Origin of the sequence: Pseudomonas sp. 50_B, from assembly GCF_017491625.1 — a bacterium.
In the GTDB taxonomy this organism is placed as follows: Bacteria; Pseudomonadota; Gammaproteobacteria; order Pseudomonadales; family Pseudomonadaceae; genus Aquipseudomonas; species Aquipseudomonas danubii.
The window spans coordinates 1-19,364 of the sequence record NZ_JAFGYX010000014.1 but is presented as its reverse complement, the minus strand read 5'-3'; the positions used below and the strand labels follow the sequence as shown (position 1 = coordinate 19,364).

The 19,364-nt window shown below is 59.9% G+C and carries 21 protein-coding genes; 12 read left to right on the top strand and 9 right to left on the bottom strand.

Translation table 11 applies throughout. The annotated features are described in order from the left end of the window. The first annotated feature begins 120 nt into the window (after positions 1 to 120). The 8 genes from J5M73_RS19890 to J5M73_RS19855 all read left to right on the top strand — a co-directional run bounded on the left by J5M73_RS19890 (position 121) and on the right by J5M73_RS19855 (position 7,665). Positions 121 to 1,269 carry an iron-containing alcohol dehydrogenase gene (locus J5M73_RS19890; protein ID WP_102861908.1) on the top strand — a complete coding sequence of 383 codons (1,149 nt, stop codon included), beginning with the start codon at positions 121 to 123 and terminating at the stop codon, positions 1,267 to 1,269. An 80-nt stretch (positions 1,270 to 1,349) separates the two neighbouring features. Continuing rightward, a complete protein-coding gene (gene rpe, locus J5M73_RS19885) occupies positions 1,350 to 2,024 on the top strand; it encodes a ribulose-phosphate 3-epimerase (RefSeq protein WP_102861907.1) in 675 nt (224 codons plus the stop codon). Continuing rightward, complete coding sequence (locus J5M73_RS19880; RefSeq protein ID WP_102861906.1) at positions 2,021 to 2,839, top strand: phosphoglycolate phosphatase; 819 nt, start codon at positions 2,021 to 2,023, stop codon at positions 2,837 to 2,839. The genes rpe and J5M73_RS19880 overlap by 4 nt, the downstream gene beginning before the upstream one ends. 71 nt (positions 2,840 to 2,910) lie before the next feature. Then, a complete protein-coding gene (gene trpE / locus J5M73_RS19875; RefSeq protein ID WP_102861905.1) occupies positions 2,911 to 4,398 on the top strand; it encodes an anthranilate synthase component I in 1,488 nt (495 codons plus the stop codon). Between the two features lie 12 nt (positions 4,399 to 4,410). Beyond that, positions 4,411 to 5,004 carry an aminodeoxychorismate/anthranilate synthase component II gene (locus J5M73_RS19870; RefSeq protein WP_102861904.1) on the top strand — a complete coding sequence of 198 codons (594 nt, stop codon included), beginning with the start codon at positions 4,411 to 4,413 and terminating at the stop codon, positions 5,002 to 5,004. A 9-nt stretch (positions 5,005 to 5,013) separates the two neighbouring features. Beyond that, entirely contained in the window at positions 5,014 to 6,063 is a 1,050-nt protein-coding gene (trpD, locus tag J5M73_RS19865) for an anthranilate phosphoribosyltransferase (RefSeq protein ID WP_102861903.1), read from the top strand. Beyond that, positions 6,060 to 6,896 carry an indole-3-glycerol phosphate synthase TrpC gene (trpC, locus tag J5M73_RS19860; RefSeq protein ID WP_102861902.1) on the top strand — a complete coding sequence of 279 codons (837 nt, stop codon included), beginning with the start codon at positions 6,060 to 6,062 and terminating at the stop codon, positions 6,894 to 6,896. The genes trpD and trpC overlap by 4 nt, the downstream gene beginning before the upstream one ends. A gap of 67 nt (positions 6,897 to 6,963) precedes the next feature. Continuing rightward, positions 6,964 to 7,665, top strand: a complete 702-nt coding sequence (locus J5M73_RS19855) for a lipoate--protein ligase family protein (protein ID WP_180988536.1) — start codon at positions 6,964 to 6,966, stop codon at positions 7,663 to 7,665. Here the strand turns inward: J5M73_RS19855 and crp are convergent. Further along, on the bottom strand, positions 7,662 to 8,306 hold the full coding sequence (crp, locus tag J5M73_RS19850) for a cAMP-activated global transcriptional regulator CRP (protein WP_102861900.1): 645 nt from the start codon (positions 8,304 to 8,306) through the stop codon (positions 7,662 to 7,664). The genes J5M73_RS19855 and crp overlap by 4 nt on opposite strands. Positions 8,307 to 8,539: 233 nt before the next feature. On the opposite strand from crp, the gene J5M73_RS19845 reads away from it, so the two are divergent. Beyond that, positions 8,540 to 8,962 carry an OsmC family protein gene (locus tag J5M73_RS19845; protein ID WP_020295492.1) on the top strand — a complete coding sequence of 141 codons (423 nt, stop codon included), beginning with the start codon at positions 8,540 to 8,542 and terminating at the stop codon, positions 8,960 to 8,962. 75 nt (positions 8,963 to 9,037) lie between these two features. Here the strand turns inward: J5M73_RS19845 and coq7 are convergent, their stop codons facing one another. From coq7 to hemJ, 6 genes are all read right to left on the bottom strand, one after another. After that, positions 9,038 to 9,685 (bottom strand): 2-polyprenyl-3-methyl-6-methoxy-1,4-benzoquinone monooxygenase, encoded by a 648-nt coding sequence (coq7, locus tag J5M73_RS19840; RefSeq protein ID WP_011063796.1) that lies wholly within the window; start codon positions 9,683 to 9,685, stop codon positions 9,038 to 9,040. 127 nt (positions 9,686 to 9,812) lie between these two features. Continuing rightward, positions 9,813 to 10,151, bottom strand: coding sequence for a histidine triad nucleotide-binding protein (locus tag J5M73_RS19835; RefSeq protein WP_011063795.1), 339 nt, complete (start codon positions 10,149 to 10,151; stop codon positions 9,813 to 9,815). Between the two features lie 70 nt (positions 10,152 to 10,221). Beyond that, positions 10,222 to 11,010, bottom strand: a complete 789-nt coding sequence (locus tag J5M73_RS19830) for an SDR family oxidoreductase (protein WP_115581054.1) — start codon at positions 11,008 to 11,010, stop codon at positions 10,222 to 10,224. A 61-nt stretch (positions 11,011 to 11,071) separates the two neighbouring features. Then, positions 11,072 to 11,986 (bottom strand): DUF805 domain-containing protein, encoded by a 915-nt coding sequence (locus tag J5M73_RS19825; protein WP_102861898.1) that lies wholly within the window; start codon positions 11,984 to 11,986, stop codon positions 11,072 to 11,074. 95 nt (positions 11,987 to 12,081) lie between these two features. After that, positions 12,082 to 13,050 (bottom strand): nitronate monooxygenase family protein, encoded by a 969-nt coding sequence (locus J5M73_RS19820; RefSeq protein WP_102861897.1) that lies wholly within the window; start codon positions 13,048 to 13,050, stop codon positions 12,082 to 12,084. Between the two features lie 33 nt (positions 13,051 to 13,083). Next, a complete protein-coding gene (hemJ, locus tag J5M73_RS19815; protein ID WP_102861896.1) occupies positions 13,084 to 13,515 on the bottom strand; it encodes a protoporphyrinogen oxidase HemJ in 432 nt (143 codons plus the stop codon). A 135-nt stretch (positions 13,516 to 13,650) separates the two neighbouring features. Between hemJ and argC the strand changes: the two genes are divergently transcribed. Both argC and erpA read left to right on the top strand, forming a co-directional pair. Further along, a complete protein-coding gene (gene argC, locus J5M73_RS19810) occupies positions 13,651 to 14,685 on the top strand; it encodes an N-acetyl-gamma-glutamyl-phosphate reductase (RefSeq protein WP_102861895.1) in 1,035 nt (344 codons plus the stop codon). Positions 14,686 to 14,854: 169 nt separating this feature from the next. Further along, on the top strand, positions 14,855 to 15,205 hold the full coding sequence (gene erpA / locus J5M73_RS19805) for an iron-sulfur cluster insertion protein ErpA (protein WP_011063789.1): 351 nt from the start codon (positions 14,855 to 14,857) through the stop codon (positions 15,203 to 15,205). 71 nt (positions 15,206 to 15,276) lie between these two features. Here erpA and J5M73_RS19800 read toward each other — a convergent pair whose 3' ends face one another. Together J5M73_RS19800 and J5M73_RS19795 are read right to left on the bottom strand one after the other, a co-directional pair. Then, a complete protein-coding gene (locus J5M73_RS19800) occupies positions 15,277 to 16,368 on the bottom strand; it encodes an anhydro-N-acetylmuramic acid kinase (protein ID WP_102861894.1) in 1,092 nt (363 codons plus the stop codon). 3 nt (positions 16,369 to 16,371) lie between these two features. Next, entirely contained in the window at positions 16,372 to 17,793 is a 1,422-nt protein-coding gene (locus tag J5M73_RS19795) for a peptidoglycan DD-metalloendopeptidase family protein (RefSeq protein WP_102861893.1), read from the bottom strand. A 209-nt stretch (positions 17,794 to 18,002) separates the two neighbouring features. Between J5M73_RS19795 and tyrS the strand changes: the two genes are divergently transcribed. Beyond that, positions 18,003 to 19,202 carry a tyrosine--tRNA ligase gene (tyrS, locus tag J5M73_RS19790; RefSeq protein WP_102861892.1) on the top strand — a complete coding sequence of 400 codons (1,200 nt, stop codon included), beginning with the start codon at positions 18,003 to 18,005 and terminating at the stop codon, positions 19,200 to 19,202. Positions 19,203 to 19,364 lie beyond the last annotated feature (162 nt).

Sequence of the window (19,364 nt, the reverse complement as noted above, 5' to 3'; positions counted from 1 at the left end):
GTGTTGCCAGGCGCGGCACCGGTCAGGGAGAGAAGGGAATTCGTCTGCTGAATAGGCGACAATCGACAATCCGCGACTACGCTTGTGCCGGCTCCTACCTTTATATAAGAGGCTGCGCACATGAGTATTTCCTCTTTCAAGATCGCCCACAAACTGCTCACCGGCAGCACCGCCATCGAACAGCTGGCCGCCGAGCTGACCCGACTGGATGTGGATAACCCGCTGATTGTCACCGATGCTGCGTTGCTCAAGTCGGGCACGGTGGAACTGGCCCTGGCACACCTGGGTGAGCGCAGTTATGAGATTTTCGACCGGGTGCAGCCGGACCCGGAGATCGCCATTGTCGAAGACTGCATGCAGGTCTACCGCGAGGGCGGGCATGACGGCCTGATCGGCCTTGGGGGCGGTAGCGCCATCGATATCGCCAAGAGTGTCGCGGCTTATGCGGGCTACCATGGCGCCCTGGAGGATCTGTTCGGCGTTGATCAGGTCCCGCGCAAAGGACCACCGTTGATCGCCATTCCCACCACGGCCGGCACTGGCTCGGAAGTGACCAACGTGGCCATCCTGTCGGACAAGGCGGCGCTGTTGAAGAAAGGCATTGTCAGTGATTACCTGCTGCCGGATGTGGCCCTGGTCAGTCCACAGATGACCTTGACCTGTCCCCGCAGCGTCACGGCCGCCAGTGGTGTCGATGCCCTGGTTCACGCTGTCGAGTCCTACCTGTCCCTCAACGCCTCATCCATCACCGACTCCCTGGCCATTGGTGCGATCAAACTGATCGTCAAGGCGTTGCCCAAGGCTTATGCCAACCCGGCCAACCTGCAAGCCAGGGAGGACATGGCCACCGCCAGCCTGATGGCCGGCATGGCCTTCGGTAATGCCGGGGTCGGGGCGGTGCATGCCCTGGCCTATCCGCTGGGTGGACGTTTTCATGTGTCCCATGGCGTCGGCAATGCCTTGCTGCTGCCCTATGTCATGACCTGGAACAAGATGGCCTGCGTTGAGCGTATGCAGGATATCGCCGAAGCCATGGGGGTCCAGACGGCGCATTTGAGTGCCAGCGAGGCCGCTGATCGGGCCGTGGAGGCAATGACTGCGTTGTGCGCTGCGGTGGAAATCCCCAGCGGCTTGCGCAGCTTTGGCGTGCCGGAGGAGGCCATCCCCGCCATGGCGTTGGAGGCCGCGGGTATTGAGCGCCTGATGCGCAATAATCCGCGCAAACTGAGTCCTGCCGATATCGAGAAGATCTATCGCGCGGCTTACTGAAGATCGCGGTTACGGTGTGCGCTCCAAAGCATGAGGTATACAATGCGCGCCATCGTGATTCTGCTCAAAAAAGGTGCGTCATGCAGCCCTTCGCTATTGCTCCGTCGATTCTCTCTGCCGACTTCGCCCGTCTGGGTGAGGAAGTGGACAATGTCCTGGCCGCTGGTGCCGACATCGTCCACTTCGATGTCATGGACAACCACTATGTGCCGAACCTGACCATCGGCCCGATGGTCTGTTCTGCACTGCGCAAGTATGGGATCACCGCGCCGATCGATGCGCACCTGATGGTGACTCCGGTGGATCGCATCATCGGTGACTTCATCGAGGCAGGCGCGACCTACATCACCTTTCACCCCGAAGCCACGCTGCATGTGGACCGTTCCCTGCAGATGATCCGCGAGGGCGGCTGCAAGGCCGGCCTGGTGTTCAATCCGGCGACCCCGCTGGACGTGCTCAAGTATGTGATGGACAAGGTCGACATGGTCCTGCTGATGAGCGTCAACCCGGGCTTTGGCGGGCAGAAGTTCATTCCTGGGACCCTCGACAAGCTGCGCGAGGCTCGGGCCCTGATCGACGCTTCCGGTCGCGATATCCGCCTGGAGATCGACGGTGGGGTGAACGTCGGCAACATCCGTGAGATCGCCGCCGCAGGCGCTGACACCTTTGTTGCCGGTTCGGCCATCTTCAATGCGCCGAACTATCAGGAAGTCATTGAGAAGATGCGCGCCGAACTGGCGCTGGCTCGGCCATGAGCGCATTTGAGCAGCTGTTCTCGGGGCGTTTGCCGCGACTGGTGATGTTCGACCTGGATGGCACCCTGGTCGATTCGGTGCCGGACCTCGCGGCCGCCGTGGATCAAATGCTGCTCAAGCTGGGGCGCAAGCCCGCGGGTATCGAGGCGGTGCGCGAGTGGGTCGGCAACGGTGCGCCGATGCTGGTGCGCCGGGCCCTGGCCAACAGCCTGGATGCCCAGGGTGTCGACGATGTCGAGGCGGAGCACGCTCTTGAGTTGTTCAACAGCGCGTACGAGGACAGCCACGAGCTGACTGTGGTCTATCCCGGTGTGCGCGAAACCCTCAAGTGGCTGCACAAGCAGGGCGTGGAAATGGCCCTGATCACCAACAAGCCCGAGCGTTTCGTCGCGCCATTGCTGGATCAGATGAAGATCGGCCGGTATTTCCGCTGGATCATCGGCGGCGACACCCTGCCGCAAAAAAAACCCGACCCGGCGGCACTGTTCTTCGTGATGAAGATGGCCAGCGTACCGGCGTCGCAGTCGCTGTTCGTCGGCGACTCGCGCAGCGATGTGCTGGCGGCCAAGGCGGCGGGGGTCAAGTGCGTGGCGCTGAGCTACGGCTATAACCACGGCCGGCCGATTGCCGAGGAGTCGCCGGCGCTGGTGATCGACAACTTGCGGGCGCTGATCCCCGGTTGCTTAGAACCAGCCGCTGAGATAACGTTGCCCGACGCTGTTCCATCCCCTTCTGGAAATTCCATCGTGGTGGTCACTCGCAAACTCTGGATGAAAGTCATCAAGGCCTTGGCCCGTTGGCGTTGGCGCGCCTGATTTTTGTCTGGCCGGCCCTGCCGGCACGTTTGCATACCTGACTGTTAGATCCTCAAGCCACGAGGCACCCCATGATTCGCGAAGAATTCCTGCGTTTGGCCGCAGCCGGTTACAACCGTATCCCGCTGGCCTGCGAAACCCTTGCCGACTTCGACACGCCGCTGTCGATCTACCTGAAACTGGCCGATCAGCCCAACTCCTACTTGCTGGAGTCGGTGCAGGGCGGTGAGAAGTGGGGGCGCTATTCGATCATCGGCTTGCCGTGCCGCACCGTATTGCGCGTGCATGGGCACCAGGTCAGCGTGAGCCATGACGGTGTCGAGATCGAGAGCCATGAAGTGGCTGATCCGCTGGCTTTCGTCGAGGAATTCAAAGCCCGTTACAACGTGCCGACCATCGCCGGCCTGCCGCGCTTCAACGGTGGCCTGGTGGGGTATTTCGGTTATGACTGCGTGCGTTATGTCGAGCCGCGCCTGGGCCAGTGCCCGAATCCAGACCCGATCGGCGTGCCGGATATCCTGCTGATGGTCTCCGATGCGGTGGTGGTGTTCGACAACCTGGCGGGCAAGATGCACGCCATCGTGCTGGCCGACCCCAGCCAGGACAACGCCTTCGAGGCCGGGCAAGCGCGCTTGCAGGAGTTGCTTGCGCAACTGCGCCAGCCGATCACGCCGCGTCCCGGGCTGGATTTCAGCAAGCAGCAGGCGGCCGATCCGGTATTCCGCTCCAGCTTCACCCAGGCGGACTACGAGCGAGCCGTGGACACCATCAAGGAGTACATCCTGGCCGGTGACTGTATGCAGGTGGTGCCGTCCCAGCGCATGTCGATTGACTTCAAGGCTGCGCCCATCGATCTGTACCGGGCGTTGCGCTGCTTCAACCCGACGCCCTATATGTACTTCTTCAACTTCGGCGACTTTCATGTAGTGGGCAGTTCGCCGGAAGTGCTGGTGCGGGTCGAGGACAACCTGATTACCGTGCGGCCGATTGCCGGCACCCGTCCGCGGGGCGCTACTGAGGAAGCCGACCTGGCCCTGGAACAGGACCTGCTGTCGGATGCCAAGGAAATCGCCGAGCACTTGATGCTGATCGATCTGGGGCGCAACGACACCGGTCGCGTATCCGAAATTGGCTCGGTGAAGCTCACCGAGAAGATGGTGATCGAGCGTTATTCCAATGTGATGCACATCGTCTCCAACGTCACCGGTCAACTGAAAGCCGGGCTGACGGCGATGGACGCCCTGCGGGCGATCCTGCCGGCGGGGACGTTGTCCGGGGCGCCGAAGATTCGCGCCATGGAAATCATCGACGAGCTGGAGCCGGTCAAGCGTGGGGTCTACGGCGGCGCTGTGGGTTACTTCGCCTGGAACGGCAACATGGATACTGCCATTGCCATTCGCACGGCGGTGATCAAGAGCGGTGAGCTGCATGTACAGGCCGGTGGCGGGATTGTCGCCGACTCAGTGCCGACCCTGGAGTGGGAAGAGACGCTGAACAAGCGTCGCGCAATGTTCCGTGCCGTGGCGCTGGCAGAACAAACCCCCGCATCCAAGGTTTGAGGAGTTTCCATAATGTTGCTGATGATCGATAACTACGACTCCTTCACCTACAACGTCGTCCAGTATCTGGGCGAGTTGGGTGCCGAAGTGAAAGTGGTACGCAATGACGAGCTGACCGTGGCTGAAATCGAAGCCCTCAAGCCCGAGCGTATCGTGGTCTCGCCTGGCCCTTGCACGCCGACCGAGGCCGGTGTCTCCATCGAGGCGATCAAGCATTTCGCCGGCAAGCTGCCGATTCTGGGCGTGTGCCTGGGCCACCAGTCCATCGGCCAGGCTTTTGGCGGCCAAGTGGTGCGAGCCCGGCAAGTGATGCACGGCAAGACCAGCCCGGTGTTTCACCGTGACCTGGGGGTGTTCAACGGTTTGAACATGCCGCTGACCGTGACCCGTTACCATTCCCTGGTGGTCAAGCATGAGAGCCTGCCCGAGTGCCTCGAAGTCACGGCTTGGACCCAGTTGGAAGACGGCTGCGTCGACGAAATCATGGGGCTGCGCCACAAGACGCTGAATATCGAAGGGGTGCAATTTCACCCCGAGTCTATCCTCACCGAGCAGGGCCACGAGCTGTTCGCCAACTTCCTCAAACAGAGCGGCGGCACGCGCTAAGGACTTTTCATGGATATCAAGACTGCCCTGAGCCGTATTGTCGGCCATCTGGACCTGAGCACCGATGAGATGCGCGATGTCATGCGCGAGATCATGACTGGCCAATGCACCGATGCGCAGATTGGCGCCTTCATGATGGCCATGCGCATGAAAAGCGAAAGCATCGACGAGATCGTCGGCGCGGTATCGGTGATGCGTGAACTGGCTGACACGGTCGAACTGAAAACCCTAGACGGTGTGGTGGATGTGGTCGGCACCGGTGGTGACGGTGCGAACATTTTCAACGTTTCCACAGCGTCTTCCTTTGTTGTTGCCGCCGCCGGCTGCACCGTCGCCAAGCATGGTAACCGTGCGGTATCCGGCAAGAGCGGCAGCGCCGATCTGTTGGAGGCGGCCGGGATCTACCTGAACCTGACGCCAATCCAGGTCGCGCGCTGCATCGACAACGTCGGCATCGGCTTCATGTTTGCCCAGTCTCATCACGGCGCCATGAAGTATGCCGCCGGCCCGCGCCGAGACCTCGGCCTGCGCACCCTGTTCAACATGCTTGGCCCGCTTACGAATCCGGCCGGCGTGAAACATCAGGTGGTGGGAGTATTCACTCAGGCCTTGTGCCGGCCATTGGCCGAGGTTTTGCAACGTCTGGGCAGCAAACATGTGCTGGTGGTGCATTCCCAGGATGGCCTGGACGAGTTCAGCCTGGCGGCGCCGACCTATGTTGCCGAGCTGAAGAATGACCAGATCACCGAGTACTGGGTACAGCCCGAGGACTTGGGCATGAAGAGCCAGAGTCTGTTTGGCTTGGTGGTGGAGAGCCCGGCGGCGTCCCTTGAGCTGATCCGCGATGCCCTGGGACGACGCAAGACCGAGCACGGCCAGAAGGCCGCCGAGATGATTGTGCTCAATGCCGGTGCGGCGCTGTATGCCGCGGATCATGCCAGCAGCTTGAGAGAGGGCGTGGCCCTGGCGCACGATGCCTTGCACACCGGCTTGGCCCGGGAAAAGCTCGAGGAGCTGGGCGCCTTTACCGCGGTGTTCAAGCAGGAGAATGAAGGATGAGTGTGCCGACAGTTCTGGAAAAAATCCTCGCCCGCAAGGTTGAGGAAGTTGCCGAGCGCAGCGCTCGCGTCAGTCTGGCCGAGCTGGAGAGCCTGGCGCGGGCAGCCGATGCGCCGCGGGGTTTCGCCAGGGCGCTGCAGGAGCAGGTCAAGCTCAAGCAGCCGGCGGTGATTGCCGAGATCAAGAAAGCTTCGCCGAGCAAAGGCGTGATCCGCGAGAATTTCGTGCCGGCAGAGATCGCCAAGAGCTACGAGAAGGGCGGTGCCACTTGCCTGTCGGTGTTGACTGACGTCGATTACTTCCAGGGGGCCGATGCCTACCTGCAGCAGGCCCGCGCGGCCTGCAAACTGCCGGTGATCCGCAAGGATTTCATGATCGATCCCTACCAGATCGTCGAAGCCCGTGCCCTCGGTGCCGACTGTGTGCTGCTGATTGTCGCTGCGCTGGACGACCAGCGGATGGCCGAGTTGGCCACGGTGGCCAAGGGCGTCGGTCTGGATGTGCTGGTGGAAGTGCACGACGGCGACGAGTTGGAGCGGGCGCTGAAGACCCTCGACACACCGTTGGTCGGGATCAACAACCGCAATCTGCATACCTTCGAAGTCGACCTGGAAACCACTCTCGACCTGCTGCCGCGGATTCCTCGCGATCGCCTGGTGATTACCGAGAGCGGCATTCTCAACCGTGCCGATGTCGAGCTGATGGAAATCAGTGATGTCTATTCGTTCCTGGTGGGCGAGGCATTCATGCGCGCCGAGAGCCCGGGCAGCGAGTTGCAACGCTTGTTCTTCCCTGAGCGCGGCGTGCCGGTCAGCGGTTCGACCCTGGACTGAACCTGAAACAATGAATAAGCCGGCGATGCCGGCTTTTTCGTATCTATTGCAAAGGATTCCCACTGTCATGACCCAACCCCTTGCCTTGACTGTCGAAGCTGGCCTGCAGGCCGAGCAGGATCTGCTGGCGCTGGTGTGTGCTGGCGAGCAGGAGTTTGGGCTGCTGTTCTGGCAGCCCAGCGATCGGGCGCTGGTGATGCCTCGGCGCTTGAGTCGCCTGCCGGGGTTCGAGCAGGCCAGCCAGGCGTCGGCGGCCAACGGCTGGCCGGTGCTGCTGCGGGAAACCGGCGGTGAGCCGGTGCCGCAATCGGCAGCCACGGTGAATATTGCGCTGGTTTATGCGCCACCGCGCAGCGAGGGGGATCAGGGGCGGATCGAAACGGCCTATCGGCGTCTGTGCCAGCCGATTTGCGATCTGCTCAGTGAGCTGGGAGGCAATCCGTCGTTGGGGGAGGTGGACGGCGCCTTTTGCGATGGACGTTTCAACGTCAATCTGGAGGGGCGCAAGATGGTTGGTACAGCCCAGCGCTGGCGTCAGAGCAAAGGCGGACAGCGCCCGGTGGGGCTGGTACACGGTGCCCTGCTGTTGGATAACGAGCGCGACTCCATGGTGGGGGCGGTCAATACCTTCAATCAGGCTTGCGGCCTGGAGCAGCGTTGCCGGGCTGAAAGCCACATCGCCCTGCATGAGGCATTTACCGCAGAGAATGCCGTGGCCCGGCTGGACAGCCTGTACCGGCAGATGCTCAAGAGCTTTCTGCCGGGTTAGCGGGTGCCGAACACCACCATGGTCTTGCCTTTGACGTGAACCAGGTTGCGTTCCTCAAGATCCTTGAGGACGCGGCCGACCATTTCTCGGGAGCAGCCGACTATCCGGCCGATCTCCTGACGGGTGATCTTGATCTGCATGCCGTCAGGGTGGGTCATGGCATCCGGTTGCTTGCACAGCTCCAGCAGGCAGCGGGCAACCCGTCCGGTCACGTCGAAGAACGCCAGGTCGCCGACCTTGCGCGTGGTATTGCGCAGGCGCTGGGCAATCTGCCCGCTGAGGACGTAGAGAATGTCCGGGTCGTTCTGCGACAACTCGCGAAACTTGATGTAGCTGATCTCGGCGACTTCGCATTCCACTTTGGCCCGTACCCAGGCGCTGCGCTGCTGTTCGTGCCCGGCCTCTTCGAAAAGCCCCAGTTCACCGAAGAAATCCCCGGCGTTGAGGTAGGCGATGATCATCTCCCGGCCATCGTCGTCCTCGATGAGGATGGTCACCGAGCCCTTGATGATGAAATACAGGCTGTCGGACACATCACCGGCGCAGATGATGTTGCTCTTGGCCTGATACCGGCGGCGTTGACAGTGCATCAGCAACTTGTCGAGATTTTTGATCCTGGGGGTGGGGGCAATAGCAACCATGGTTGTATCCCGAGAAGACTGCACGGTATGAGGTGATTTTTATGGGCGTAAAACGAGGACGTTGAACGCTGGCTAAGCGCCAGTCATTTGGCGTCAGCTTAACAGACACATCCTTGACGGATTTAAGATTTTTCTTGGTGAAGATCGGTAATCTGCTGTGAACATGCAAAGCGCAGCCCGGGCAAAACCCTGTGCTAAGCTGGCGACCCTTTTTTTACAGTGGAGTCTTGGCGATGAAGGCACGCATCCAATGGGCTGGCGAAGCCATGTTCCTCGGTGAGTCGGGCAGTGGCCACGTTGTGGTGATGGACGGTCCGCCAGAAGCCGGTGGACGCAACCTGGGTGTTCGCCCCATGGAGATGCTCCTGCTCGGTGTGGGTGGTTGCAGCAATTTCGACGTGGTCAGCATCCTGAAGAAGTCGCGCCAGGCGGTTGAAAGCTGTGAGGCCTTTCTTGAAGCCGAGCGTGCAACCGAGGACCCGAAGGTCTTTACCAAGATTCACATGCATTTCGTGGTCAAGGGGCGTGGGCTGAAGGAGGCTCAGGTCAAGCGGGCCATCGAACTGTCTGCCGAGAAGTATTGCTCGGCTTCGATCATGCTCGGGGCTGCTGGCGTGGCCATTACCCACGATTACGAAATCGTCGAGTTGGGTTGAGCCGGGACGCAGTTCGTCGGCAAAGGAAAAGGGCGCCTCAAGAGCGCCCTTTTTTGTGTTCGGTACTGGCCGGGATCAGATCCGATAGGTGCTCTTGGTCATGACCTTGGCCAACAGGCTCATGCCGAACTTCACCGGTGCCGGGAAGCGGAAGCCGCCCGCTTCGAGAGCGGTTTCTGCGTGGTGCTCTTCGTCGATGCGCATCTGCTCCAGGATGGCCCGGGACTTTTCGTCTTCTGCCGGTAGTTGTTCCAGGTGTTCGTTCAGGTGCTTGCAGACCTGGTCTTCGGTGGCGGCGACGAACCCCAGGCTGACTTTGTCGCTGATCAGGCCGGCGGCGGCGCCGATGCCGAATGACAGGCCGTAGAACAACGGGTTGAGAACGCTCGGGTGGCTGCCCAGTTGGCGGATGCGCTGTTCGCACCAGGCCAGGTGGTCGATTTCCTCTTCGGCGGCATGCTCCATGGCCTGGCGTACCTGGGGCAGTTTGGCGGTCAGGGCCTGGCCCTGGTAGAGCGCCTGGGCGCAGACTTCCCCGGTGTGATTGATACGCATCAGGCCGGCGACGTGCCGGGTATCCTCGTCACTCATCTGCGCTTCCGGCTGCACTATGGCCGGTGACGGGCGATAAGGTTGGCCGCTGAAAGGCAGCAGCGTACGCATTGCCATGTCGGCTTGCAGCAGCAGACGGTCAATCGGCGAGTAGTGACGTTGGGTAGTCATGCTTATCTCCGGGAAGAATCACGGCGGCCAGTTTACTCCAATCGACAGGGTGAAAACTGCGCTGGATCAGCGCACCCTCGCCTGGGAGTGGGCGAGAGGGCGCGGCACATGAGTGTTAGCAGGGCAATCAGCCCGGAGGCCAGTTCATCTGACGCTGACCCAGTACGTGCATATGAATGTGGTAGACGGTCTGACCGCCCAGCTCATTGCAGTTCATCACCACCCGGAAGCCGTCCTCGCAACCTTGCTCCTTGGCCAGGCGCTGGGCGGTGAACAGGATGTGTCCGGCCAGGGTTTTGTCGTCCTCGGTGAGGTCGTTGAGGGTGCGAATGGGCTTCTTCGGTATGACCAGGAAGTGCACCGGTGCTTGCGGAGCAATATCGTGGAAGGCCAGAACCTGGTCGTCCTCGTAGATGATCTTCGCGGGTATTTCTCTGTTGATGATCTTGGTGAACAGAGTATCCACAGCTGTTTCTCCATTGGGTTGGTCCGGGGTGAGTGTACTCAGGCTCACAATGTGCGCCCAGTCCGAACATCTAACGTGGGCAATAGGCCCGATTGAAGTAACCGACGATCTTGCGGGTCAGCCAGCGAGAGCCCAGGCGGCTGCTGAAGGCCATCCAGCGGTTCAAGCGGCCGGGGATGATGATGGCACGGTTCTTTTCCAGGGCCCGGACTGCGTACAACGCGACTTCTTCGGGGCTCATGAGCAACTTGCTGTCCTTGAGCTTCTGGGTGTCCATCTGGGCGGTGCGGAAGAATGCGGTGCGGGTGGGGCCGGGGCACAGCACCGAGACCTTGACCGCGCATTTTTTCAGCTCTTCGCGCAGCCCTTCGGAAAAGTGCAGGACATAGGCCTTGCTGGCGTAGTAGGTACTCATCCAGGGGCCGGGATAGAAGGCCGCTACCGAGGCGACGTTGAGTATCTGTCCTCCACCCAGCAGGGCCATGCTGTTGCCCAAGGCGTGGCAAAGGCGGGTCAGCGCGAGGATGTTGACCTCGATCAGGTCTTGTTCGGTCATCCAGTCCTGGGCCAGGAAAGGGCCGCTGGTACCGATCCCGGCGCAGTTGACCAGCAGATCGATCTGGCGGTCGCCTTCCTCCAGTTCCAGCAGGAAGCCGGACAGTCGCAGGGGCTCTCCCAGATCGCAGGCCCGGAACAATACTTCGACGCCGAAGCGTTGGGTCAGCTCCAGGGCGATGCATTCCAGCTGATCACGCTGGCGGGCCACGAGAATCAGGTTGCGGCCACGCCGGGCCAGTGCTTCGGCAAGGGCCAGGCCTATGCCGCTGGAAGCACCAGTGATCAGAGCGTAACGGGTCATGCATTTCTCCATCGCAACGGCCAGCGGCCTGCGACAGGAAGGGTCGCAGGCTGGGGCGCGTTTATTCTTGCTCGGATTCTACAGGGGCGGCGATGTCCGCTGGTTCAGCATCTTCATCGGCGCTGCCGGAATCGATGGTTTCGCTGTAGCTGGTTTCGCTGTAGCTGTCTTCCAGGGAGCTCAGGCCGCCGGCCACCACACCCACGATCAGGACGGCGATCAAGACTACCCACATCCAGGACAGGACCTTGACGGCGGTGGTGTTGGGTGGAGGTGGCGCGCCGTAGCGGTTGGCCACGTTGCTGCCCGGGCTGACCATCAGCACCAGCGGGAACACGCTGCCGACGATAGGGACGAAGTTCAGCAGCCACAGCCAGCCCGACCAGCCGAGGTCGTGCAGGCGCTGCACGCTGATCTGGATGCTGACGACGATGAAGCCGATGAAGACCACTGCCCCACCAGTAATTCCAAGGACAGTGAGCAGTGTGGAGTTGAACATTGCGGCGGACAGGATGCCGAAGAAGGCACCCACACCGATCACTGCCAGCATGGCCACCGTCAGGACCAGGGTCCAGGCCAGATAGCGCAGGCGACCGATGCGGCCTTCGAAACTGAAGACATTGAGTGTGGCGTATTGGGGGAGGGCATCGCCCACCGCCGCTTGCGGGGGCGCATAGGGCGACGCGCTGATGCTGGCGGCCGTGGGCGTGGGGGTTACTGCATCGAGGTTCAACTGCAACGAGGGCTCGGATTCGATGCGGGCATCGATCCCGGTGTTCTTCAACGCTTCCAGGTAGCGCTGGGCATCGGCCTGAGTCAGGTCGCGCTTGAGTTCCACCTGTTGGCCACTGAACAGGCGTTCCACGGCAGCGACGTCGCTTTTGAACAGTTCGGCCAGGTTCAGTTGGGCGGTGGATTTTTCCACGCCGGGCAGCAATGTGCCGTCGAAAACAATCTTGTAGCGGGTCTCGCTCATGGGGGCATCCCTGTCGCTTGAAAAGAAGGCTTACATAAAAGGCCGACAGTTTAAGGCCAGTGCCCCCCGGCTGGCCAAAAAACAATGAGAACTGGTTAGCGTGGCCAGCGTTTAATGAGTTGCGCCGAGCGTTCCTGAGCGGCCTGATATTCGCTGTCCAGGCGGGCAATCAGTTGATCGACGCTGGGCAGGTCGTTGATCTCACCGACGCCCTGGCCGGCAGACCACACGGTTTTCCAGGCCTTGGCTTCGTCGCTGATGGGTTTGAGCTTGGAGCCGAAATTGACTTCGCCTTTACCTTGCAGGGCTGCCAGGTCGAAACCAGCGTTTTCCAGGCTCTGGCGCATGAAGCTGGCAGGGACCCCGGAGACGGCGGCAGTGTGCACGATATCCGCAGCGCGAGAGTTGAGCAGCATCTCCTTATAGGCGTCCGGTGCATGGCTTTCGGTGGTGCCGATAAAACGGGTGCCCAGATAGGCCAGGTCGGCGCCCAGCAGCTGTGCGGCGAGAATCTCGTGACCGCGGTTCAGGCAGCCGGCCAGCAACAGGGTCTTGTCGAAGAACTGGCGAATCTCGGCAATAAGGGAGAACGGGCTCCAGGTTCCGGCATGTCCGCCCGCCCCTGCCGCTACAGCGATCAGTCCGTCGACTCCGGCCTCTGCAGCTTTCTCCGCATGCCGGCGGGTGGTCACGTCATGGAATACCAGCCCGCCATAGCTGTGTACGGCGTCTACCACTTCCTTGACCGCGCCCAGGCTGGTGATGACGATCGGCACCTGGTGTTCGATGCAGATCTGTAAATCCGCCTGTAGACGCGGGTTGCTGTTGTGCACGATCAGGTTCACTGCGTAGGGGGCAGGGTTCTCCAATTTGGCCAACCCTGCTTCGATCTCCTCTAGCCAGGCCTTGAAGCCACTGCTTTCACGCTGGTTGAGGGCAGGGAAGCTGCCTACCACGCCATTGCGACAGCAGGCCAGAACCAGTTCAGGGTTGGAGATCAGGAACATTGGCGCCGCCACCAGAGGCAGGCGCAGGCGTTGTTCGAGCAGAGCGGGCAGTGACATTGGAGTACCCCCAGTGGAAGCGACTAGTAAGAGTTAGAACGGCCGTACAACGACCAAAATTACAATAGCCAGCAATATCAGGACCGGTACTTCATTGAACCAGCGATAAAAGACATGGCTGCGGGTGTTTTCGCCACGGGCAAAACGTTTCACTTGAGCGCCGCACATGTGGTGGTACCCGATCAGGATCACCACCAGGGCCAGTTTGGCGTGCATCCAGCCACCCTGGCCGAAGTAGGCGCTGGGATTGAGGCTGATCAACCAGATGCCAAAGATCAGCGTGGCGATCATTGCCGGCCCCATGATGAAGCGATACAGCTTGCGCTCCATGAGGCAGAAGCGCTCACGGCTGATGCTGTCTTCGCTTTGAGCGTGATAGACGAACAGGCGCGGCAGGTAGAAAAGGCCGGCAAACCAGCAGACCACACTGACGATGTGAAAGGCTTTGAGCCATAGATAGAGCATTTTTAGTTATTCCCAGGTTCACGGTGGCGAAGATAGTAGAGGGTAGAGCGGCCGCACGTCACCTTGACGGTTGTCGCAGGGGCGCGCCACCCCTATTATCGGCAGCTTTCCAGTGGGTTCGTTGAGGGCAGGTTTATGGTCAAGGTCGGTATTGTCGGCGGCACGGGTTACACCGGTGTCGAACTGCTGCGTCTGTTGGCACAGCATCCGCAGGCGCGAGTGGAAGTCATCACTTCGCGATCCGAGGCGGGCCTGGCCGTAGCCGACATGTACCCGAACCTGCGCGGTCACTATGACGGCCTGGCTTTCAGCGTGCCGGATATCAAGACGCTGGGTGCCTGTGATGTGGTGTTCTTCGCAACGCCCCACGGTGTAGCCCATGCACTGGCCGGCGAGTTGCTGGCGGCTGGGACCAAGGTCATCGATTTGTCGGCGGACTTCCGTCTGCAGGATGCCGATGAGTGGGCCAAATGGTACGGCCAGCCCCACGGCGCACCTGAGCTGCTGGATGAGGCGGTCTACGGACTACCGGAAGTCAACCGCGAGCAAATAAAGACGGCTCGTCTGATTGCCGTTCCCGGGTGCTATCCAACGGCCACCCAGCTGGGCTTCCTGCCATTGCTGGAGGCCGGTCTTGCCGACACCACGCAGTTGATCGCTGATTGCAAGTCCGGTGTCAGTGGAGCAGGCCGTGGTGCCAGCGTTGGTTCGCTGTACTCGGAAACCTCCGAGAGCATGAAGGCCTATGCGGTCAAAGGGCATCGTCACTTGCCGGAAATACGCCAGGGTCTGCGTCGGGCGGCAGGCAAGGACGTCGGCCTGACCTTTGTGCCGCATCTGACGCCAATGATTCGCGGCATTCACTCGACGCTCTACGCGACCGTGGTGGACCGCTCGGTTGATCTGCAAGCGCTGTTTGAGAAGCGTTATGCCAACGAGCCTTTCGTTGATGTGATGCCGGCGGGCAGTCATCCTGAGACTCGCAGTGTGCGTGGTGCCAACGTATGTCGGATTGCCGTGCACCGGCCACAGGATGGTGATCTGGTGGTGGTGCTGTCGGTCATCGACAATCTGGTCAAGGGGGCTTCCGGCCAGGCGGTGCAAAACCTCAACATTCTGTTCGGCTTGGACGAGCGCCTGGGGCTGTCCCACGCTGGCATGCTGCCTTAAGGTCGGTTTAGAGGTGAACAGAAAGGCCCGTTTGACGGGCCTTTCTGCGTTCTGCGGGCAACTGGATGACTATTGATATACCGTAACAATAGTTGACCGCTTTTCTGGGAGAAGCGGATAATGCGCGTCATTACGCAGTATGGCGGCTTAACGCCGGGAGATAGTCAGCATGAGCGTTGAATCCTTCACCCCCACGGCTTTGCAATTCACTCAAGGTGCAGCGCACAAGGTGAAGACCCTGGTCGACGAAGAGGGTAATGATCGCTTGAAGCTGCGCGTATTCGTTACGGGCGGCGGTTGTTCGGGGTTCCAGTACGGTTTCACTTTCGATGAGGAAGTGGCCGAGGACGACACCATCGTCGAGCGCGAAGGCGTAAGCCTGGTGGTCGACCCGATGAGTTTCCAATACCTGGCCGGTGCTGAAGTGGACTACCAGGAAGGTCTGGAAGGTTCGCGGTTCGTGATCAAGAACCCCAATGCCACCACTACTTGTGGTTGCGGGTCCTCGTTCTCGATCTGATCAGTCGGCAAAAACCGGATAGCAAAACGCCGCAGTGTCTAACGACTCTGCGGCGTTTTGCTATCTGGCGTTCAAGCCGGGTAGATAGCGCCCAGTACACGCAGGCCGCGGGCGCCTGTGACGCTGGGCCGGTTGGCGGCGATGCCTTCCAGGCAGCAATGGGCCAGCCAGGCGAAGGCCATGGCTTCTACCCAGTCGGGGTCCACGCCATAAATGGCGGTACTGTTGACCTGTGTCCCGGGCAGTAGCGTGCTGAGGCGCCGCATCAATGTGCCGTTATGGGCTCCGCCGCCACAAACCAAAAGCTCCTGGGTGCCGACTTGTGCGGCCTGCAGCGAGTCGACGATGGTCAGTGCCGTCAGTTCCAGCAGGGTGGCCTGTACATTTTCTGCGGGGATGGCGGGATGCTGGGCCAGATGCTGATTCAGCCACTGGAGGTTGAATACCTCGCGCCCCGTGCTCTTGGGGCCTTGAGTGGCGAAGAAGGGATCGCTGAGCAGGGTCTTCAGAAGGGCCTGGTCAAGCTGGCCGCTGGCCGCCCATTGGCCGTTGCGGTCGAAGGTTTCAGCCCGTTGAGTCTGTATCCATGCATCGAGCAGCACGTTGCCGGGGCCGCAATCAAAGCCGGCGACCGGTTTGGCGGTTTCGATCAGGCTCAGGTTGCTGAAGCCACCGACGTTCAGAACGGCGCGCTTTCCGGAGCGCTGCTCGAACAGGGCTTCGTGGAAGGCGGGGACCAGAGGGGCGCCTTGGCCGCCGGCAGCCACGTCGCGACTGCGGAAGTCGCTGATAACGGTGATACCGGTGAGTTCTGTGAGCAATGCTGGGTTGCCGATCTGCACGGTAAAACCGCGGCTTGGCTCATGGCGCACGGTCTGCCCGTGACTGCCTATGGCGCGAATGTCTTGAGGCTGGAGTTGTTGTTGCTGCAGAAGGCTTTGGATGCCCTGGGCAGCCAGCTTGACCCAGTGTTGCTGGGCCATGGCGGAACGGGCGATCTCGTCAGGGCCGCTGGCGCACAAACTCAGGAGTTCGGCGCGCAGGGTCTCTGGCATGGGGATGTAGTGGGTAGCGATCAATCTGATCGCCGGGCTTTGCTCGATCAGGGCAATGTCCAGGCCGTCGAGGCTGGTTCCGGACATTACTCCTATGTAGAGCGCCATGGCTCAGCGCTTGCTCGAGGCCAGCATGGTGGCCTTTTCCTGGTCCATCCGAGCCATAAGAGGCTGGCTCTGTTGGAGGAAGCGAGCTCGCTCGGCCTTGGCAATAGGGTCAGCCATCGGCAGTTTCTGGCCCAGAGGGTCTACGTGGACGCCGTTGACCTGGAACTCGTAGTGCAAGTGAGGGCCGGTAGACAGGCCTGTGGTGCCGATATACCCAATGACCTGACCCTGTTTCACGGAGCCGCCGGTCTTGACGCCCTTGGCAAAGCCTTGCATGTGGCCATACAGGGTCCTGTAGGTGTTGCCGTGCTGAATGATCACGGTGTTGCCGTAACCACCGCGGCGGCCCGCCAGCAGAACCTTTCCGTCACCGGCAGCCTTGATCGGCGTGCCTCGTGGGGCGGCGTAGTCGACGCCCTTGTGAGCGCGGATCTTGTTCAGAATCGGGTGTTTACGACCCATGGAGAAGCGCGAGCTGATACGGGCAAAGTCCACTGGCGTACGGATGAACGCTTTGCGCATGCTATTGCCGTCGGCGGTGTAATAGCTGCTGGAACCCTGTTTGTTGGTGTAGCGCACGGCGGTGTAGGTCTTGCCGCGATTGGTGAAGCGTGCAGAAAGGATATTGCCGGTACCGACCACTTTGCCGTTGGCTACTTTCTGTTCGTAGATGACGTCAAACTCGTCACCCTGGCGAATATCCTGCGCGAAGTCGATGTCGTAGCCGAAAATGTTGGCCATATCCATGGTCAGGCTATGAGACAGGCCGGCACGTGCCGCGGACTGTGAAAGCGAACTATTGATGACGCCATGTACATAAGCCGAGCGGACTACTGGTTTAGTGATCACTCGGTTGAAGGTAAAGCCTTTGGGGCCCTTGGTCAGAGTGACGGTTTCCAGATCACTGACTTTAGTGTGCAGGTTGCTCAGTTGGCCGTCTTGAGTCAGTTCGAACTCAAGCTTTTGGCCGTGTTTTAGCTGGGAAAACTGCTTTGCTTGCTTGTCGCTTGCCAGGACTTCGTGAACAGATGTAGCTGGCAGGCCAACCTTCTCGAAGAGTGTGGACAAGGTATCGCCCTTGGCCACTATCACTTCTCTATGGCCTGGGGCTTTTTGCTCTTCCGTGACAGCGGTTGTTGGTGCAGCTTCAGCAGTCTCCGGTGTGGCTTCGGCGGCGTTGTCGATCTGTGCGAAAGGAGAGGCGACGCTTTCGCTTGTGGCTTGTTCGACGGAGGCGGCGTCTTGATCTTGTGTCAGTTGCTCGACCGGACTTTCCAGGTCAAGGCTTAGTGTCGTTTTTTTGGCTTCTACATCACTGGAAGGGAATACCAGTAGTGCCAGGCTTAGAAGGGCTGCGATGCCACTTGCGGCGAGCAGGTGGCTCTTCGGATAAAGCGGTGGCGCTTTAGACGGTTCGGTGGTCATAGGTAATTTGACTTTGAAAAGATGAAATGGAAAAGATGAATGACATGATGAAGATGAAATAACTGTATAAAATATAACCAAATCATCTGTGACGCAAGCTCGCGGACGCTCTGCTGCGTGAATGCCCCCGTACGCCGGGCAAAACTTGTAATTAGTCCGTGATCTTGTATGGTTGGTTCCCTTTTGAATCTGAGCCTTGCGGGTCTGTTATGAAGTCGGTTGAAGAGCAGCTAGCGCTGATCAAACGTGGTGCGGAAGAGTTGTTGGTCGAGTCCGAGTTGATCGAGAAGCTCAAGCGCGGCGAGCCGCTGCGTATTAAGGCTGGCTTCGATCCGACGGCTCCGGATCTGCATCTCGGCCACACCGTGCTTATTAATAAGCTGCGTCAGTTCCAGGATCTTGGTCACCAGGTAATCTTCCTGATTGGCGACTTCACCGGGATGATCGGTGATCCGAGTGGCAAAAGCGCTACTCGTCCGCCGCTGACTCGCGAGCAGGTTCTTGATAATGCAGAGACCTACAAGAGTCAGGTTTTCAAGATTCTTGATCCTGCTAAGACTGAAGTCGCATTCAACTCTACTTGGATGGACAAGATGGGGCCGGCGGACTTCATTCGTCTGACTTCCCAGTACACCGTTGCGCGCATGCTTGAGCGGGATGACTTCGACAAGCGCTATTCGACCAATCAGCCGATTGCCATTCACGAGTTCTTGTATCCGCTGGTGCAGGGCTATGACTCGGTCGCTCTGCGCGCTGATGTCGAGTTGGGTGGTACCGATCAGAAGTTCAATCTGTTGATGGGTCGTGAGCTGCAGCGTGGTTATGGTCAAGAGGCTCAGTGCATTTTGACTATGCCTCTGCTTGAGGGGTTGGATGGCGTTAAGAAGATGTCCAAGTCCTTGGGTAACTATGTAGGCATTCAGGAAGCTCCAGGGGTTATGTATGGCAAGCTGGTCTCTATTCCTGATGCGCTGATGTGGCGTTACTTCGAGCTGCTTAGCTTTCGCTCGATGGATGAGATCAATGCATTCAAGGCTGATGTTGAAGCGGGCGCCAACCCGCGTGATATCAAGATCAAGCTGGCAGAGGAGATCGTTGCGCGCTTCCATGGTGACGAGGCGGCCGCAAATGCCCATCGTGGCGCGGGCAACCGTATGAAGGATGGCGAGCTGCCGGAGGATCTGCCGGAAGTTGAGTTGGTCGCTGCTGAGGATATGCCGATTGCAGCTGTCCTTAATAAGGCTGGGCTTGTGAAGAACGCGGCAGTGGCACGGGATCTTCTAGGTTCGGGTGGTGTGCGGGTAGGGGGGGAGGTTGTTGATCGTTCCTTTATATGTGCGGTGGGTTCGACCTACGTGTGTCAGGCCGGCAAGAAGGCATTTGCACGTATTACGCTTAAATCTGAATAAAATCGAAAATAGGTGTTGACGGCGAATTATATCTCTCTATAATTCGCCCCACTTCCGGCGCAGTCGAAACGGAAAACTCCTTGAGATTCAACGAGTTACGCGGTTTTCGGCAGCGGTTGCGCTTCAGTTCATCGAAGCCAGAAGCAGTTGGTAAGGCAGTGT

Bases quoted from the DNA above. Each gene is read 5' to 3' on its own strand.
- J5M73_RS19890 (WP_102861908.1), top strand. From the start codon at position 121: ATGAGTATTTCCTCTTTCAAGATCGCCCACAAACTGCTCACCGGCAGC.
- rpe (WP_102861907.1), top strand. From the start codon at position 1,350: ATGCAGCCCTTCGCTATTGCTCCGTCGATTCTCTCTGCCGACTTCGCC.
- J5M73_RS19880 (WP_102861906.1), top strand. From the start codon at position 2,021: ATGAGCGCATTTGAGCAGCTGTTCTCGGGGCGTTTGCCGCGACTGGTG.
- trpE (WP_102861905.1), top strand. From the start codon at position 2,911: ATGATTCGCGAAGAATTCCTGCGTTTGGCCGCAGCCGGTTACAACCGT.
- J5M73_RS19870 (WP_102861904.1), top strand. From the start codon at position 4,411: ATGTTGCTGATGATCGATAACTACGACTCCTTCACCTACAACGTCGTC.
- trpD (WP_102861903.1), top strand. From the start codon at position 5,014: ATGGATATCAAGACTGCCCTGAGCCGTATTGTCGGCCATCTGGACCTG.
- trpC (WP_102861902.1), top strand. From the start codon at position 6,060: ATGAGTGTGCCGACAGTTCTGGAAAAAATCCTCGCCCGCAAGGTTGAG.
- J5M73_RS19855 (WP_180988536.1), top strand. From the start codon at position 6,964: ATGACCCAACCCCTTGCCTTGACTGTCGAAGCTGGCCTGCAGGCCGAG.
- crp (WP_102861900.1), bottom strand. From the start codon at position 8,306: ATGGTTGCTATTGCCCCCACCCCCAGGATCAAAAATCTCGACAAGTTG.
- J5M73_RS19845 (WP_020295492.1), top strand. From the start codon at position 8,540: ATGAAGGCACGCATCCAATGGGCTGGCGAAGCCATGTTCCTCGGTGAG.
- coq7 (WP_011063796.1), bottom strand. From the start codon at position 9,685: ATGACTACCCAACGTCACTACTCGCCGATTGACCGTCTGCTGCTGCAA.
- J5M73_RS19830 (WP_115581054.1), bottom strand. From the start codon at position 11,010: ATGACCCGTTACGCTCTGATCACTGGTGCTTCCAGCGGCATAGGCCTG.
- J5M73_RS19825 (WP_102861898.1), bottom strand. From the start codon at position 11,986: ATGAGCGAGACCCGCTACAAGATTGTTTTCGACGGCACATTGCTGCCC.
- J5M73_RS19820 (WP_102861897.1), bottom strand. From the start codon at position 13,050: ATGTCACTGCCCGCTCTGCTCGAACAACGCCTGCGCCTGCCTCTGGTG.
- hemJ (WP_102861896.1), bottom strand. From the start codon at position 13,515: ATGCTCTATCTATGGCTCAAAGCCTTTCACATCGTCAGTGTGGTCTGC.
- argC (WP_102861895.1), top strand. From the start codon at position 13,651: ATGGTCAAGGTCGGTATTGTCGGCGGCACGGGTTACACCGGTGTCGAA.
- erpA (WP_011063789.1), top strand. From the start codon at position 14,855: ATGAGCGTTGAATCCTTCACCCCCACGGCTTTGCAATTCACTCAAGGT.
- J5M73_RS19800 (WP_102861894.1), bottom strand. From the start codon at position 16,368: ATGGCGCTCTACATAGGAGTAATGTCCGGAACCAGCCTCGACGGCCTG.
- J5M73_RS19795 (WP_102861893.1), bottom strand. From the start codon at position 17,793: ATGACCACCGAACCGTCTAAAGCGCCACCGCTTTATCCGAAGAGCCAC.
- tyrS (WP_102861892.1), top strand. From the start codon at position 18,003: ATGAAGTCGGTTGAAGAGCAGCTAGCGCTGATCAAACGTGGTGCGGAA.